Source organism: Pantoea sp. BR_17 (assembly GCF_041955125.1).
GTDB classification, from domain to species: domain Bacteria; phylum Pseudomonadota; class Gammaproteobacteria; order Enterobacterales; family Enterobacteriaceae; genus Pantoea; species Pantoea stewartii.
This window is the reverse complement of sequence record NZ_JAVAXT010000001.1, coordinates 288,607-304,639: the sequence shown is the minus strand read 5'-3', so window position 1 is coordinate 304,639 and position 16,033 is coordinate 288,607. Positions and strand designations below refer to the sequence as shown.

The window sequence follows — 16,033 nt, the reverse complement described above, 5'->3', positions numbered from 1 at the left end:
GCCCTTTTCTTTTACAGCGCTTTCAGAATACTTTCTACGCTGGCTTTGGCATCCCCGAACAGCATGTGAGTATTTTCTTTAAAGAACAGCGGATTTTGCACACCGGCATAGCCCGTATTCATTGAGCGTTTGAACACAATAACGTTTTGCGCTTTCCACACTTCCAGCACCGGCATACCGGCAATCGGGCTGCCCGGATCATCCTGCGCCGCAGGATTAACCGTGTCGTTGGCCCCGATAACCAGTACCGTATCGGTATCGCTAAAATCATCGTTGATTTCGTCCATTTCCAGCACCACGTCATAAGGCACTTTCGCCTCTGCCAGCAGAACGTTCATATGGCCAGGCAAACGGCCGGCGACCGGATGAATACCAAAACGCACGTTGATGCCGCGGGCGCGGAGTTTTTCCGTGATTTCCGCTACCGGATACTGTGCCTGTGCAACGGCCATACCGTAGCCGGGCGTAATGATCACGGAACGGGAAGATCGGAGCATCTCTGCCGTTTCTTCTGCGCTGATTTCACGATGTTCGCCGGTCTCATCACTTGTCGTTGAAGCTGTGCCATCGCTGCCAAATCCACCGGCAATAACGCTGATAAACGAGCGATTCATGGCCTTACACATTATGTAAGAGAGAATTGCCCCCGAGGAACCTACCAGCGCACCGGTCACGATAAGCAGATCGTTACTGAGCATAAACCCTGCCGCTGCGGCCGCCCAACCGGAATAAGAGTTGAGCATCGAAACAACGACCGGCATGTCTGCACCACCGATGGAGGCCACCAGGTGCCAGCCAAACGCCAACGCAATGATAAGCATGATCACCAGCGCAAACACCTGCGCACCGCGACTTTGCGTGTTAACAAACCACAGTAGCAGTAAAAACGAGACGACCAGCGCCAGCAGATTCAGCTTATGCCGCTGAGGCAGCATTAAGGGCCGCGACGAGATTTTGCCACACAATTTGCCAAAGGCGACCAGCGAGCCCGTAAAGGTGACTGCACCGATAAAGATGCCGATAAAGACTTCGCTGAGATGGATGTTTTCAATAACCGCCGGCAAGCCAGGAGCATGATCGATATAGCTGTTAATGCCTACCAGTACGGCGGCCAGGCCGACGAAGCTGTGCAGTATCGCCACCAGCTCGGGCATTTCGGTCATTTCTACCCGTTTCGCCAGCCGAATACCGATGGCACCGCCAATAACCATCGCCAGCAAAATCCAGACAACATGACTGCTGTCGGGACCAAATACAGACGCGATCAGCGCAATCGCCATGCCGCTGATACCAAATATATTGCCCTGTCTTGAGGTCTCATGTTTTGAAAGACCCGCCAGACTCATAATGAACAGAATTGCAGCAACGATATAGGCTGCCGTCACTAATCCGCCAGACATAGCTTACCCCTTACGAAACATTTTCAGCATACGCTGCGTGACGGTGAAGCCACCGAAGATATTGATGCTGGCGATCAATACGGCAATAAAAGAAAGAAAACTCACCCAGCCGCCGTGCCCCATTTGCAATATTGCCCCTACCACAATAATGCCCGAAATCGCATTGGTGACTGACATGAGCGGCGTATGCAGCGCATGACTCACATTCCAGACCACGTAGTAGCCCACCACACAGGCCAGCGCAAAGACGGTGAAATGTGACAGGAATTCACTGGGGGCAACATTCGCGAGGCAGGCGAAGAGCACGACAGCGCCTGCCAGCAGCCCATATTTACGCCGGGGGGAAACGGGTGCCGCCGGGCTTTTCGTTTGCGCCGGTGCAGCGGCAGCCGCGGTCTTCGGCGCGGCGGAGACCTGAACTGGCGGCGCAGGCCAGGTGATCTCGCCGTCTCGAATCACCGTGACACTGCGGATGACGACGTCATCAAAGTCAATGACGATCTCGCCATTCTTCTCTTTACAAAGCAATTTCATCAGGTTGACGAGATTGCTGCCGTAGAGCTGAGATGATTGCGTCGGTAACCGGCTGGGCAGATCCGTATACCCGATAATTTTTACGCCGTTGTCCGTTACAGTGACCCGATCGGCGACGGTAAGCGCACAGTTGCCGCCGGTTTGTGCCGCCAGGTCAACAATGACGCTGCCAGGCTTCATGCTGGCCACCATTTCCCTGGTGATCAACGTCGGCGCAGGTTTACCCGGAATCAGCGCCGTGGTGACAATAATATCCACCTCCTGGGCCTGCTGAGCGAAAAGCGCCATTTCTGCTTTAATAAAAGCATCCGACATGACTCTGGCGTAACCATCACCACTGCCCGCCTCTTCTTTGAAATCCAGTTCAAGGAACTCTGCGCCCATACTTTGCACTTGTTCCTTCACTTCCGGACGCGTGTCAAAGGCGCGAACAACCGCGCCCAGGCTGCCTGCGGCACCGATTGCCGCCAGACCCGCCACGCCCGCACCAATCACCATCACTTTGGCAGGCGGGACTTTCCCGGCAGCGGTGATCTGACCGGTGAAAAAGCGACCAAATTCGTGTGCCGCCTCCACGATGGCCCGATAACCTGCAATATTGGCCATTGAGCTCAGCGCATCCAGCGACTGCGCACGGGAAATACGGGGCACGGCGTCCATCGCCATAACGGTGACCTTACGCGCAGCCAGTTTATCCAGCAGTTCAGGGTGCTGAGCAGGCCAGATAAAACTGACCAGCGTGCTGCCCTCGCGCATCAGTGCAATGTCGTCTTCACCGGGTGCATTCACTTTCAGCACAATATCGGCTTGCCAGACCTGCTGGCGATCGGTCAGCGTGGCGCCGGCGTTGACATAGCTGTCATCATCAAAACTGGCAGGCTTACCCGCACCCTGTTCAATCGTGACGCTAAAACCCAGCCTGATGAGTTGTTCAACGGTTTTCGGCGTGGCAGCCACGCGCGACTCATTGGCTGACCGCTCTTTGGGTATTCCAATTAACATAGTGTTCCCTTTCATCGATTAAAGGATGATGACCCTTGTGGTACAGACTGCTCTGACGTCATCCGCGTTCAGGCGGTGTGAATAAATGCAAGGCCATAATCGTGTCTAAACCTACTGAAAATGTTACAGGTGATCTACTGCACAGACGCACCAATGTCACATTCGCGGTAATATCCAGTTTTGGCCTCGTTATGCCGCATAACGTCACTGTCTGATCGCATCACTGGCAGATAATTAACTAACTAAGCGCCCTTCGATACGAATATTCCTTTCGGAAAAACCTAAATTTAACAACGCATTAACGGTTTTGATAAAGCTACGAACGTTTATTTCATCTGCCTGTCTTAAGCGTAAGGTAAAATACCGAGTCGTGACGCCGGGATAAAAAAAACCGGATCACAACGAGAGAGAAATCGCAAAAATTGGCTGCGACAGCGTGTTTATAACATGTAATAATCAGCAGCTATTCTGTTATACATCAAGAGTCCAGCACGTTTTCGTACTCATTTTGCGTAAGGCGAAGGATCATTTTTATGAAGCTGAAGAACACTATTCTGGCATCTACATTGTTATCTCTGCTGGCGGGAAATGCGTTTGCCGCTAAAGAGCTGACGCCAGAACAAGCGGCCGCGTTGAAGCCATTCGAACGTATTAATATCACCGGTCGTTTTAATGCAATTGGCGATGCGGCGGATGCCGTCTCCAAACGTGCTGATGAACTGAATGCAGATTCGTATTACATTCAAGGTATTAACGACAGCAACGGTAACAGTGGTAACTGGCGCGTAACCGCGGATCTGTATAAGGCGAATGCGCCTAAAGCGAGTCAGGAAACCGACTACCGGATGTTTAATGGCCTGAAAGAGCTGCCGAAAGCGGAAGCCTATCGCCTTGAACCTTTTGATACCGTGACGGTGACCGGCTTTTTCCCCAGCCAGCCCGATGTGAACGAGGCAATTTCTAAAGCCGCGAAAGAAAAAGGCGCTGCGTCCTTCTTTATTGTGCGTCAGGTTGATGCCAATACCGGTGGCAACCAGTTCATTACCGCTTACATCTATAAGGCGGATGCAAAACAGCGCGCCGTGCAGAGCCCGGATAGCATTCCGGCTGATTCTCAGGCAGGTAAAGCCGCGCTGGCCGCAGGCGGTGCTGAGGCGAAAAAAGTCGAGATTCCGGGCGTTGCCTCCTCTGAAACCCCAAGCAATGCCGTGGGCCGCTTCTTTGAAACGCAGAGTTCAACCGGTAAACGCTATTCTGTGACGCTGCCAGACGGCCGGGAAATCCAGGAGCTGAACGCAGTCACCGCGGCACAGATGCAGCCGTTTGATACGGTCACCTTCAGCGGCCATTTCGGCACACCAACCGAAGTTTCGCAGGAAGCCGCCAAACGTGCGGCTGGCAAAGGTGCGAAGTTCTACCACATCACACGCCAGTGGCAGAACCAGAGCGGGGGTAACCTCACCGTGACCGCCGATCTGTTCAAATAAGCAATTAAGGGCGGCGCAAGCCGCCCAACTGTTTGCATAATCCCTGCGCAATTTTGCATAGTCACGCATTGCCATCCTTCACCGCACTCCGTAAAATCCTCCGCCTGTTTTTCAGCGTATTACACGCGATTTACGCAACACAACACCGATATAATAGGGTGTTTATGCTGGTCACCCAGCCACTTATGCTCGCAGGAAGAATGTTTTGGAGAAAAAATTAGGCCTCAGTGCCCTGACCGCGCTGGTACTCAGCTCCATGCTGGGTGCGGGTGTTTTCAGCTTGCCACAAAATATGGCGGCGGTCGCAGGTCCGGCCGCGTTGCTGACTGGCTGGCTGATCACCGGCGCAGGGATTATTTTCCTGTCGCTGGCGATGCTGCTGCTGACGCGACTCAAACCCGATCTGGATGGCGGTATCTTTACCTACGCCCGCGCTGGATTCGGTGAGTTGACGGGATTTTGTTCCGCCTGGGGTTACTGGCTGTGTGCGGTTATCGCCAACGTGTCCTATCTGGTTATTGTTTTCTCTGCCCTGAGTTTCTTCACCGATACGCCAGACAGGGTTATTTTTGGTAACGGGAATACCTGGCAGGCGATGCTGGGCGCATCCGTAGTGCTGTGGCTGGTTCACTGGCTGGTATTGCGGGGCGTTCAGACCGCCGCCAGCATTAACCTGCTGGCGACACTGGGCAAACTGGTGCCGCTGCTGCTGTTTGTGGTGCTGGCCGTCATGGCCTTCAATTATGACCGCTTCCATTTTGATTTTTCCGGGCTGAGCCTCGGCGTTCCGTTATGGCAACAGGTCAAACAGACCATGTTAATCACGCTGTGGGTGTTTATCGGCGTGGAAGGTGCTGTAGTGGTCTCGTCGCGAGCTCGCCATAAAAAGGATGTCGGACGGGCAACGCTGCTGGCCGTGCTGGCCGCCCTGCTGGTTTATCTGCTGGTCACCCTGCTGTCGTTAGGGATCGTGCCGCGCGCGGCGCTGGCCGAAATGCGTAACCCTTCAATGGCGGGCCTGATGACGCAACTGACGGGAAGCTGGGGTAACGCAATCATTGTCGTGGGCTTGATTATTTCTGTCTGCGGTGCCTATCTGAGCTGGACCATTATGGCGGCAGAAGTGCCGTTTATTGCCGCGCAGCAAGGTGCCTTCCCCCGCAGTATTGCCCGCCAGAACGTCCGTAATGCGCCAGCCGCCTCACTGTGGCTGACAAACGGTAGTGTGCAGGTTTGCCTGATCCTGATCGCCCTGACCGGTGCGGATTACAACATGCTGTTGACCATTGCCTCAGAAATGATTCTGGTGCCCTATTTGCTGGTGGGATTGTATTTGATCAAGGTGGTCAAAGGACAACATAAACCCTGGGCGCTCGTGACAGGCATCGGTGCCAGCGTGTACGGCATCTGGTTGCTGTATGCCTCCGGTCCACTGCATCTGTTTATGTCTGTCGTGCTCTATGCGCCGGGCATTTTGCTGTTTATGTTCGCACGTCGGGGCGGACATGCGGTGGCGCTGCGGCCCGTTGAGCGGGTTGCCATGGTCTGTATTATGGTGGCAACCCTGCCTGCGATGTGGGCCCTACTGACTTAGTGAGACTGACCGAGAACCACGCACAGCAGGTCATCCTGCTGTGTCAGCGTCACGGGCTTACGGTACTCTTCATGAATCGCCTCCAGCTGTTTCTCTGACAGCGGATACGGAAGCTGGATATCCACGCGGGCAATGTGCTGCTGCTCGGCTAACGTAATCAGGCGGGCGATGTTGATTTCGTCGCTGACCTGGGTTGATATGATTTGCAAGGCTAATTCTTTCAGGTGATCTTCACTTGCCTGTAAACTGTGCGCAGATTTGCGTGTCACCATGCCGAATATGGGCAGTACGCCATAGATGGCATCCACAAAGCTCCAACGTTTTTTGCAGGATGCCGACAGGAAATCACTGTAGTTAAAGCGGATGCGATCACGGTATACCGCTGATGCCAGCTCTTTATCAAACACTTTGGCTCCTCAAGGTGATCACAATGAATCCGGAACTCATATTAAACGCAGGGTTAATGATTGCATATTTTGCGGATTATATACCAGTTACTCAAGGATATTTCGTGTGATTGGATAGAGCTCTGCGCCAGGAAAAGTTATGCTTTATCCCTCCTTTTTACGTTAGTGTGAATTATGCATAAAATTGTTTACGTAGAAGATGAACCGGAGGTCGGTTCGCTCATTGCCGCCTACCTGGGACGCCATGATATTGAGGTGATTGTTGAGACGCGCGGCGATCGGGCTGAAGCCACCATTGCCGAACAGCAACCCGACCTGGTCATGCTCGACATCATGCTGCCCGGCAAAGATGGCATGTCAATCTGCCGTGACTTACGGGCAAACTGGCAGGGGCCGATCGTGCTGCTGACCTCCCTTGACAGCGATATGAACCATATCCTCGCGCTGGAGATGGGCGCGCAGGACTATATTCTGAAAACGGCTCCCCCAGCCGTTCTGCTGGCGCGATTGCGTCTGCACCTGCGTCAGTCACAACAGGTGCAAAGTGAAGAAGCCCCTGCGCCGACGAAAAATACACGCATGTTGCGCTTTGGCTCACTGACCATCGATGCCCTGAATCGCCAGGTCGTGCTGTTTGAAGAAAATATCGCCCTGTCCACGGCGGATTTTGATCTGCTTTGGGTGCTGGCCAGCCATGCCGGACAAATTCTTAACCGTGATGCCTTGCTGAAAACCTTACGCGGCGTCAGTTACGATGGCATGGATCGCAGTATTGATGTTGCCATCTCGCGTTTGCGTAAAAAACTGCACGACAGCGCAACAGAGCCATTCCGTATCAAAACCATCCGCAACAAAGGCTATTTGTTTGCGCCGCAGGCCTGGGACACGCGTTCGGTATGAAAAAACTTTTTATTCAGTTCTACCTGCTGCTGTTTGTCTGTTTTCTGGTGATGTCGCTGATGGTCGGGCTGGTCTATAAATTTACCGCCGAACGCGCAGGCCGCCAGTCCATGAACGACTTGATGGCCAGCTCGCTCTACCTGATTCGCAGTGAACTGCGTGAAATCCCGCCGCGCGACTGGAATAAGACGATCAAAAGTCTGGATCTCGGTTTGTCATTTGAGCTGCATATTGAGCCCATGAGCCGGTTCGAACTGGATGAAAATGAGTTACGCCGTCTGCGTGCGGGCGAAATCGTTGCGCTGGACGACAAATACACCTTCCTGCAACACATTCCGCGCAGTCATTATGTCCTGACCGTCGGACCTATACCTTACCTTTTTTATCTGCATCAAATGCGCCTGCTGGATATGGCACTGGTCGTATTTATTGGCATGTCGCTTGGGCTGCCGGTATTTATCTGGCTGCGTCCGCACTGGAAAGAGATGCTGCGACTGGAACATGCCGCTCAGCGTTTTGGTCAGGGGCAACTGGACGTGCGTACTCATTTCGACAGCACCTCCAGCCTGTTTCGCGTTGGCGTCGCATTTAACCAAATGGCTGAGAATATCAATACGCTCGTCGCCAGCAAGAAACAGCTTATTGATGGTATCGCTCACGAGTTGCGTACACCGCTTGTGCGGCTGCGCTATCGTCTGGAGATGAGCGATAACCTGAGCGAAGCCGAATCTGCGGCGCTGAATCGTGATGTGAGTCAGCTGGAAAGCCTGATTGAAGAGCTGCTGACCTATGCCCGTCTGGATCGTCCACGCGTCGACCTTAATTTGCAGTCGCTGGATCTGGCCAGCTGGTTGCGTGAACGCATGGAAGACTTCCAGGCCATCAACCCGGATACGCAGATTGAGCTGGACTTACCCCAGCGGGAAAATTACGGCGTTTCAGACACCCGGCTTATGGAGCGCGTGCTGGACAACCTTGTCAATAATGCGCTGCGCTATGCAAACCAGCGCCTGCGGGTCAGCTTATGGTTTGACGGCGCAGTCGGTAATTTGCAGGTCGACGATGACGGTCCGGGGATCCCCCATGAAGAACGTGAACGTGTATTTGAACCCTTTGTCCGGCTCGATCCGAGTCGCGACCGCGCAACGGGCGGCTGTGGACTTGGCCTGGCCATCGTTCACTCCATCGCCCATGCGCTCAGCGGCCGGGTTTCCGTTGAAACCAGCCCGCTTGGCGGTGCCAGCCTGCGTTTTAGCTGGCCGCTCGATCTCCCCTTTCGGGAACTTCCACGACGTTAACGCATTCAGGAGCTTTGTGTGACTTCAGCCTATCAACACCTTTGTAAGACCTTCCAGCGCCTGTCGCGTTTCAGTCATCTCAGCGCCATCGCCGGATGGGACATGCAAACCATGATGCCCGCCGGTGGCAGCGCCGCACGGGGCGAAGCGCTGGCGGAAATGAGTGTGCTGCAACATCAGATTCTGACGGATAAACGCATTGGTGACTGGCTGGATCAGGCAGAACAGCAATCGCTGAATGATGTTGAACGCGCCAATCTGGGCGAAATGCGCCGCGCTTATGTTCAGGCAACATTACTGCCTGCTGAACTGGTCGAAGCCAAATCCATTGCGGGATCGCGCTGTGAGCATGCCTGGCGTACACAGCGTCCGGCAAACGACTGGCAGGGTTTTGCGACCAATTTGAAAGAGGTCGTACGCTTAAGCCGTCAGGAAGCTGAACTGCGTGCGCAAGCGAACGGCTGCTCCCGCTATGACGCGCTGCTTGACGTGTTTGAACCGGGCATGACCAGCGCCACGCTGGATCATACCTTCGGGCAGTTAAAAACCTGGCTTCCACACTTGTTGCAGCAGGTCGTCGAAAAACAGGCTCAGCAGCCGGTGATCACGCCCCAGGGACCGTTCCCGATAGCCTCACAGCGCGAACTGGGTTTACGCGTGATGGCCGAGCTGGGGTTTGATTTTAACCATGGCCGCCTGGACATTAGCGCGCACCCTTTCTGCGGCGGCGTGCCCGAAGATGTGCGTATTACCACCCGCTACAATCAGGATGAGTTTCTGAGCGCCATGATGGGCGTCATTCATGAGACTGGCCACGCGCGCTACGAACAGAATTTGCCTGAGCAATGGCGCGGTCAGCCGGTTGCGCTGGCGCGATCCACGGCCATCCATGAGTCACAAAGTCTGTTTATGGAAATGCAACTGGGACGCAGCGCACCTTTCCTGCAGCGTATCCTGCCGCAAATCATCAGTCAGCTCGGTGACCAGCCCGCCCTTCAGGCAGATAACTTTGTCCGGCTGACGCAGCAGGTTAAACCGGGCCTGATTCGGGTGGATGCGGACGAACTGAGCTATCCGGCGCACGTCATTCTGCGCTACGAGATCGAACGCGCGCTGATTGAAGGCGAGATTGAGGTTGAAGACATTCCGGCGCTGTGGGATGAAAAGATGCAACAATCCCTGGGTCTGGATACGCGCGGCAACTACCGCGATGGCTGCATGCAGGATATTCACTGGACCGATGGCGCCTTCGGCTATTTCCCGACATACACACTCGGGGCGATGTACGCTGCGCAGCTGTTCCAGGCGTTACAAAACGCAATTCCGCAATCCGCCGAGCTGATACAGCATGGCGACCTGCAGCCGGTATTTGACTGGCTGCAGCAGAATATCTGGCAACATGGCAGCCGTTTCACCACCGAACAGTTGATTGTCAATGCTACTGGCGAAGCGCTCAACCCAGACTATTTCCGCAAACATCTTGAGCAACGTTACCTGAACAGTTAAGGTAGCAGGCGGCCTGAGGGCCGCCTTTTCCTCCCGTACATCCCCTTTGTACAATCGGTTACACAGCGATACCAATCACCCACGGACGCGCCAGTTTTATTTTCATATAGTCTTCTCACCGGCCCCGCAGTGGGCTACACATGAAAAAATAGTCCGAGGATTTTGCAATGAAAAAATTATTTGCACTGGTAATCGCCGCTGCTATGGGTCTGTCTTCAGTTGCTTTCGCTGCTGAGACAACTGCCGCTCCTGCAACTGCTGCTCCAGCGGCTGCGACCACCACCGCTGCACCTGCTAAAGCTGAGCACAAAGCTGCTGTCCATAAGAAGCATCATAAAGCTGCACAGAAAGCGCAGGCTGCTAAGAAACACCACAAAAAAGCTGCCCAGAAAGCACAGGCCGCTAAGAAGAAAGTAGCGAAGAAAGACACTGCACAGAAAGCGCAGGCTGCTAAGAAACACACCAAAAAGCCAGCTCAGAAAGCCCAGGCTGCTAAAAAACACCACAAAAAAGCTGCCCAGAAAGCTCAGGCCGCTAAAAAGCACCACAAAAAAGCAGCCCAGAAAGCTCAGGCCGCTAAAAAACACACCAAAAAGCCAGCTCAGAAAGCCCAGGCAGCTAAAAAGCACCACAAAAAAGCCGCTAAAAAATAAGGTCGCCCTTTAGGGTCCGAGTAAGCGTTAATAATTAAAAACACCCGGTTCTGCCGGGTGTTTCTTTACTGGAGTGGCTAATATGGTCCGTCGCTATCGCTTCGAAATTATTCTGATTGTGATGATCTTATGTGGCGTTATCGCGGCCAGTTTTTTTATTTAGTCGCTGTAGCGTACTGATTCACTGAAAAAACTCCCTTTTTCACGCCTCACTGACTATAGTTATGTCACTTTAGTAATAACAAAAACGTTTTCTTTTTCTCGCTATTGAGAGTTCTATGCGCCTGGCTACCCTGTTAATCGTTGGACTTTTCAGTTTCACCGCGTTTGTTCATGCTGATGATAATGATGATTCACCGACACCCGCCGAAATTAAAATGTTGTTTTTTGGCAAAGATCATCGCCAGGCCATTACCGATGTCAGCGCGGCCCCCTGGGATGCGATAGGACAACTGGAAACCGAGAGCGGTAATCTGTGCACCGCCACGTTAATTTCTCCCCATCTTGCCCTGACGGCGGGCCACTGTTTACTGACACCTCCAGGTAAATTTGATAAACCCGTAGCGCTACGTTTTATGTCTACCAAAAAAGGCTGGCGCTACGAAATTCATGACATCGATGCGCGCGTTGAACCGTCGCTGGTGCATAAGCTGAAAGCGGATGGCGAAGGCTGGATCGTCCCCAGCAATGCAGCGCCGTTCGATTACGGTTTGATTATTTTGCGCAATCCCCCTTCTGCCATTACGCCGATTCCGCTGTTTGAAGGTTCGCGTAGTGACTTAACCGAAGCGCTGAAAGCGGCGGGCCGCAAGGTGACCCAGGCAGGTTATCCCGCCGATCATCTCGACAGCCTGTATTCACACAGCGACTGCCTGATTACCGGCTGGGCGCAACGGGCGGTTTTATCGCATCAGTGCGATACCTTGCCTGGCGACAGCGGTTCTCCGCTCCTGCTGAAAGGCGATAAGGGCTGGCAACTGATAGCGGTGCAGAGTTCTGCCCCGGCGGCGAAAGACCGTTATCTGGCTGACAACCGCGCGATTGCCGTGACGTCATTTAAAGACCGGCTGGAAGCGCTGGCGCAGTAGCTCTCACCGTTACACAAAAAAGCCCGCATTCTTAAATGCGGGCTTTTTTATTCTTACAAGACCCTGTTTGCCGCCGTCAGGCGGTGATCTGCTCCATCGCCTGCATGATGCGCTTATCTGAAATGGGATAAGGCGTGCCAAGCTGCTGTGCGAACAGACTGATGCGGAGTTCTTCCAGCATCCAGCGAATATGCAGCACATCCTCATCATCCTGACGCTGCGGCGGCAGTTTGTTGCGCCAGGCCTGCCAGGCCTGTTCAACAGCCTGAACCCGGAGCATACGGGCGCGGTCGCTGTGGGGATCAACCGGCAATTTTTCCAGCCGACGCTCAATACCGTGCAGGTAACGTAAGGTATCTGCCAGATGCCGCCAGCCATTTTGGGTCACAAATCCCCGGTACACCAGCCCATTCATCTGCGCCTTAATATCGGCCAGCGCCAGTGCCAGTGTCATATCAACCCGACCTTTAAGGCGCTTATTGATATTGAAGACCGCCGTCAGAATCTGCTCAACCTGCTTTGCTATCTCCACCACGGTATCATTCAGCTCGGCGCGGACCTTCTCGCGCAGCGCATCGAAGGCCGCCTGTTCCCAGGCCGGTCCACCCGCCTCGGCAATAAGCTTATCGATACCGCAGGCAATACAGTCATCGATCAGCTCCATCACTTTGCCATAGGGATTAAAATAGAGGCCCAGCTTGGCTTTATTCGGCAATTTTTCGTGCAGATATTTCACCGGCGACGGAATATTCAGCAACAGCAACCGACGCTGACCGCGCCACATCATTTTCTGCTGCTCATGCTCACTGTCGAATAACCGGATGGCCACACTGTCTTTCTCATCGACCAGCGCGGGCCAGGCTTTTACCTGGTAGTTGCCGCGTTTTTGCTCGTAGCTGCGAGGCAAATCGCCAAAGCTCCAGAGGTGTAAACCGCGCTGTTCCAGACCATCATCCGCCACGTTGGACAGCGTTTCCTGCACCTTGCCTTTAAGCAGCACTTTCAGCGCCGCGAGATCTTTACCTTCCTGCAGCTTACGGTTGTGTTCGTCTACCACCCGGAAGGTCATTTTCAGATGATCGGGCACCTGTTCCCATTGCCAGTCGTCCCGCTCCAGCGTCACGCCCGTCATCCGGCGGAACTCGCGCGACAGGGCATCAAGCAGCGGCATTTCCATTGCGGTCACGCGGCCTAAAAACGCCTCGGCATAGTTTGGCGCGGGCACCAGATGACGACGCAGCGGCTTCGGTAACGATTTAATCAGCGCAATAATCAGTTCACGCCGTACACCGGGAATCTGCCACTCAAAGCCGGCTTCATCGACCTGGTTCAGCAGCGGAAGCGGAATATGGACCGTCACGCCATCGGCATCCGCACCGGGTTCAAACTGATAACTCAACCTGAGTTTGAGATTGCCCTGATGCCAGACATTGGGATAGTCGAGCTGGCTGACCGTATCGGCGCCCGCTTTGATCAGCATCTGCTTATCAAAATTGAGCAGTTCCGGGGTGGTTTTGCTGACCTGTTTCCACCAGCTGTCAAAGTGGCGTGCGGAAACCACCTCTTTCCCTACACGTTGGTCGTAAAAGGCAAACAAGGTTTCGTCATCCACCAGAATGTCGCGGCGACGCGATTTATGTTCCAGGTCTTCCACTTCACTGCGCAGCTTCTGATTAGCACGGAAAAAAGCGTGGCGCGTTTGCCAGTCGCCTTCCACCAGCGCGTGGCGAATAAACAATTCGCGACTCAGCGTAGGATCGATCGCGCCATAGTTGACCTTGCGCGCGGCCACAATCGGCAAGCCGTACAAGGTGACTTTCTCACTGGCCATGACGGCGCCCTGCGATTTCTCCCAGTGCGGTTCACTGTAGCTACGTTTGATCAGATGCTGTGCCAGCGGTTCTATCCATTCCGGATCGATACGCGCGGCAATACGGCCCCAGAGTCGGCTGGTTTCCACCAGCTCCGCCACCATTGTCCACTTGGGCGGTTTTTTGAATAAACCTGAGCCCGGAAAAATGGCAAAGCGCGCATTGCGTGCACCGGTAAACTCCTGCTTTTCCGCATCTTTCTGGCCGATATGCGACAGTAAACCGGTCAGTAACGCACAGTGGATCTCGCGATACTCCGCCGGTTCGCTGTTCACCGGAATACCAAGCTCACGGACCACCTGACGCAGTTGGGTATAGATATCCTGCCATTCCCGTACGCGCAGGTAGTTAAGGAAATCGGCTTTACACTGGCGACGGAAGACATTGCCGGACAGCGCTTTTTGCTGCTCGCCCAGGTAGTTCCACAGGTTAACAAAGGCCATAAAATCAGACTCTTTGTCAGCAAAACGCCGGTGTTTTTCATCGGAGGCCTGCTTCTTCTCTGCAAGGCGTTCGCGCGGATCCTGTATCGACAAACCTGCCGCGATAATCATCACTTCGCGCACACAGCCGTACTGCCGGGCAGCCAGCACCATGCGTGCCAGGCGCGGATCCACCGGCAGTTGCGCCAGCTGGCGGCCAGAGCCGGTGAGTTTATAATGGCCTTCTTCGCTCAGGGTCAGCGCGCCCAGCTCCTCCAGCAATCTGACGCCGTCCTGGATATGGCGTTTATCCGGCGCTTCCACAAACGGGAACGCCGCAATATCGCCCAGTCCCAGCGCGGTCATCTGCAGAATGACTGAGGCCAGATTGGTGCGCAGAATTTCGGGATCGGTAAAGGCCGGACGGCTCAGGAAATCCGCTTCAGAATACAACCGGATACAGATCCCTTCCGATACGCGGCCGCAACGTCCTTTACGCTGATTCGCGGAAGCCTGAGAAATGGGCTCTATCGGCAGACGCTGAACTTTGGTGCGGTAGCTGTAGCGGCTGATGCGCGCCGTGCCCGGATCGATGACGTACTTGATGCCCGGCACGGTGAGCGAGGTTTCGGCAACGTTCGTCGCCAGCACGATACGTCGCCCGCTGTGTGACTGAAATACCCGATTTTGCTCACTGTTCGACAGACGCGCATACAGCGGCAGCACTTCGGTATGCGGCAAATCGCGCTTCATCAGCGCATCGGCGGTATCGCGAATCTCCCGCTCGCCGCTCATGAAGATCAGAATATCGCCCCGGCCCTCCTGGCTCAGCTCATCAACCGCATCAAATATCGCCTGAAGCTGATCGCGTTCCTCATCGTCCGCCTCTTCGACGACCGGACGATAACGGACTTCCACCGGATAAGTCCGGCCCGATACTTCAATGACCGGCGCGTTGTTAAAGTGGCGGGAGAAGCGCTGCGGATCGATAGTCGCCGAGGTGATAATGACTTTAAGATCCGGACGGCGCGGCAGCAGCTCACGCAAATAGCCCAGCAGGAAGTCGATATTCAGGCTGCGTTCGTGCGCTTCATCGATGATGATGGTGTCATACTGCATCAACAGGCGATCCTGCTGGATCTCCGCCAGCAGAATCCCGTCGGTCATCAGCTTAATCTGCGTGGTTTCACCGACCTGATCATTAAAGCGCACTTTGTAGCCGACGCAGCCGCCCAGCGACGTTTCCAGCTCTTCGGCAATGCGGTTCGCGACGGTGCGCGCCGCAAGACGACGAGGTTGCGTATGGCCAATTAAACCGGTGATACCGCGTCCCAGCGCCAGGCAAATTTTGGGCAACTGGGTGGTTTTTCCCGAGCCGGTTTCACCTGCCACGATCACGACCTGATGAGCGCGAATCGCATCCGCGATATCCTGCTGTTTCTGACTGACCGGAAGATTATCCGGGAACGTGATGCGCGGTGTGGCGGCAATACGCTGGGCCACGCGCTGTTCAGCCGCGAGAATATCCTGCTCCAGTTCGGCGGCAATACCGTGTTGGGCATCAGGATTTTTCACTTTTCTGGCACCGTGCAACCGGCGTTGCAGCCGCTGCCGGTCGCGCAGCATCAGGGCATCAAGCCGCGACCAAAGCGGCGTTAAGGGAGATGAAACCGGAGAAGACATAGTAATGACGTACCTTACTCAGGCGGTGTGGACTCAGCGTACAGTGCTAAGATAACCCGCTGATTAACGATAATAATTGCGCCTATCATAGCACATTCCCGTTTGCCGCGCGGACCTCGCGCATGACGGGTTGTTCAATTAATTCGAATATAGCTCTCGAAATATTGCGCTTTCCCGCTCCGTTCAAT

General features: G+C 54.3%; 11 protein-coding genes. 7 read left to right on the top strand and 4 right to left on the bottom strand.

The features are described 5' to 3' along the window. Nucleotides 1–11: 11 nt before the first annotated feature. Complete coding sequence (pntB, locus tag RAC60_RS01370) at nt 12–1,400, bottom strand: Re/Si-specific NAD(P)(+) transhydrogenase subunit beta (RefSeq protein ID WP_375092464.1); 1,389 nt, start codon at nt 1,398–1,400, stop codon at nt 12–14. A 3-nt stretch (nt 1,401–1,403) separates the two neighbouring features. Further along, nucleotides 1,404–2,936: a Re/Si-specific NAD(P)(+) transhydrogenase subunit alpha gene (gene pntA, locus RAC60_RS01365; protein ID WP_205950217.1), complete on the bottom strand. Its 1,533-nt coding sequence runs from the start codon at nt 2,934–2,936 to the stop codon at nt 1,404–1,406. A 533-nt stretch (nt 2,937–3,469) separates the two neighbouring features. Here pntA and ydgH point away from each other — a divergent pair. Both ydgH and RAC60_RS01355 read left to right on the top strand, forming a co-directional pair. After that, nucleotides 3,470–4,423, top strand: coding sequence for a DUF1471 family protein YdgH (gene ydgH, locus RAC60_RS01360; RefSeq protein WP_006119253.1), 954 nt, complete (start codon nt 3,470–3,472; stop codon nt 4,421–4,423). Between the two features lie 205 nt (nt 4,424–4,628). Further along, nucleotides 4,629–6,017 carry a basic amino acid/polyamine antiporter gene (locus RAC60_RS01355; RefSeq protein WP_033741762.1) on the top strand — a complete coding sequence of 463 codons (1,389 nt, stop codon included), beginning with the start codon at nt 4,629–4,631 and terminating at the stop codon, nt 6,015–6,017. Here RAC60_RS01355 and RAC60_RS01350 read toward each other — a convergent pair. Continuing rightward, nucleotides 6,014–6,424 (bottom strand): hypothetical protein, encoded by a 411-nt coding sequence (locus tag RAC60_RS01350; RefSeq protein WP_006119255.1) that lies wholly within the window; start codon nt 6,422–6,424, stop codon nt 6,014–6,016. The genes RAC60_RS01355 and RAC60_RS01350 overlap by 4 nt on opposite strands. Before the next feature lie 174 nt (nt 6,425–6,598). Between RAC60_RS01350 and rstA the strand changes: the two genes are divergently transcribed. From rstA to RAC60_RS01325, 5 genes are all read left to right on the top strand, one after another. Then, entirely contained in the window at nt 6,599–7,324 is a 726-nt protein-coding gene (rstA, locus tag RAC60_RS01345) for a two-component system response regulator RstA (protein WP_006119256.1), read from the top strand. Further along, a complete protein-coding gene (gene rstB, locus RAC60_RS01340) occupies nt 7,321–8,622 on the top strand; it encodes a two-component system sensor histidine kinase RstB (RefSeq protein WP_006119257.1) in 1,302 nt (433 codons plus the stop codon). Before rstA ends, rstB begins: the two co-directional genes overlap by 4 nt. Before the next feature lie 18 nt (nt 8,623–8,640). Then, the gene (locus RAC60_RS01335) at nt 8,641–10,128 is read left to right on the top strand and encodes a carboxypeptidase M32 (RefSeq protein ID WP_058701851.1); all 1,488 of its coding nucleotides are present in this window, start codon (nt 8,641–8,643) and stop codon (nt 10,126–10,128) included. 167 nt (nt 10,129–10,295) lie between these two features. Further along, nucleotides 10,296–10,781, top strand: coding sequence for an acid resistance repetitive basic protein Asr (asr, locus tag RAC60_RS01330; RefSeq protein WP_006119259.1), 486 nt, complete (start codon nt 10,296–10,298; stop codon nt 10,779–10,781). Between the two features lie 278 nt (nt 10,782–11,059). Beyond that, on the top strand, nt 11,060–11,869 hold the full coding sequence (locus RAC60_RS01325) for a serine protease (protein ID WP_006119261.1): 810 nt from the start codon (nt 11,060–11,062) through the stop codon (nt 11,867–11,869). A gap of 76 nt (nt 11,870–11,945) precedes the next feature. On the opposite strand, the gene hrpA is transcribed toward RAC60_RS01325, so the two are convergent. Beyond that, the gene (gene hrpA / locus RAC60_RS01320; protein ID WP_375092463.1) at nt 11,946–15,845 is read right to left on the bottom strand and encodes an ATP-dependent RNA helicase HrpA; all 3,900 of its coding nucleotides are present in this window, start codon (nt 15,843–15,845) and stop codon (nt 11,946–11,948) included. Between the last annotated feature and the right edge of the window lie 188 nt (nt 15,846–16,033).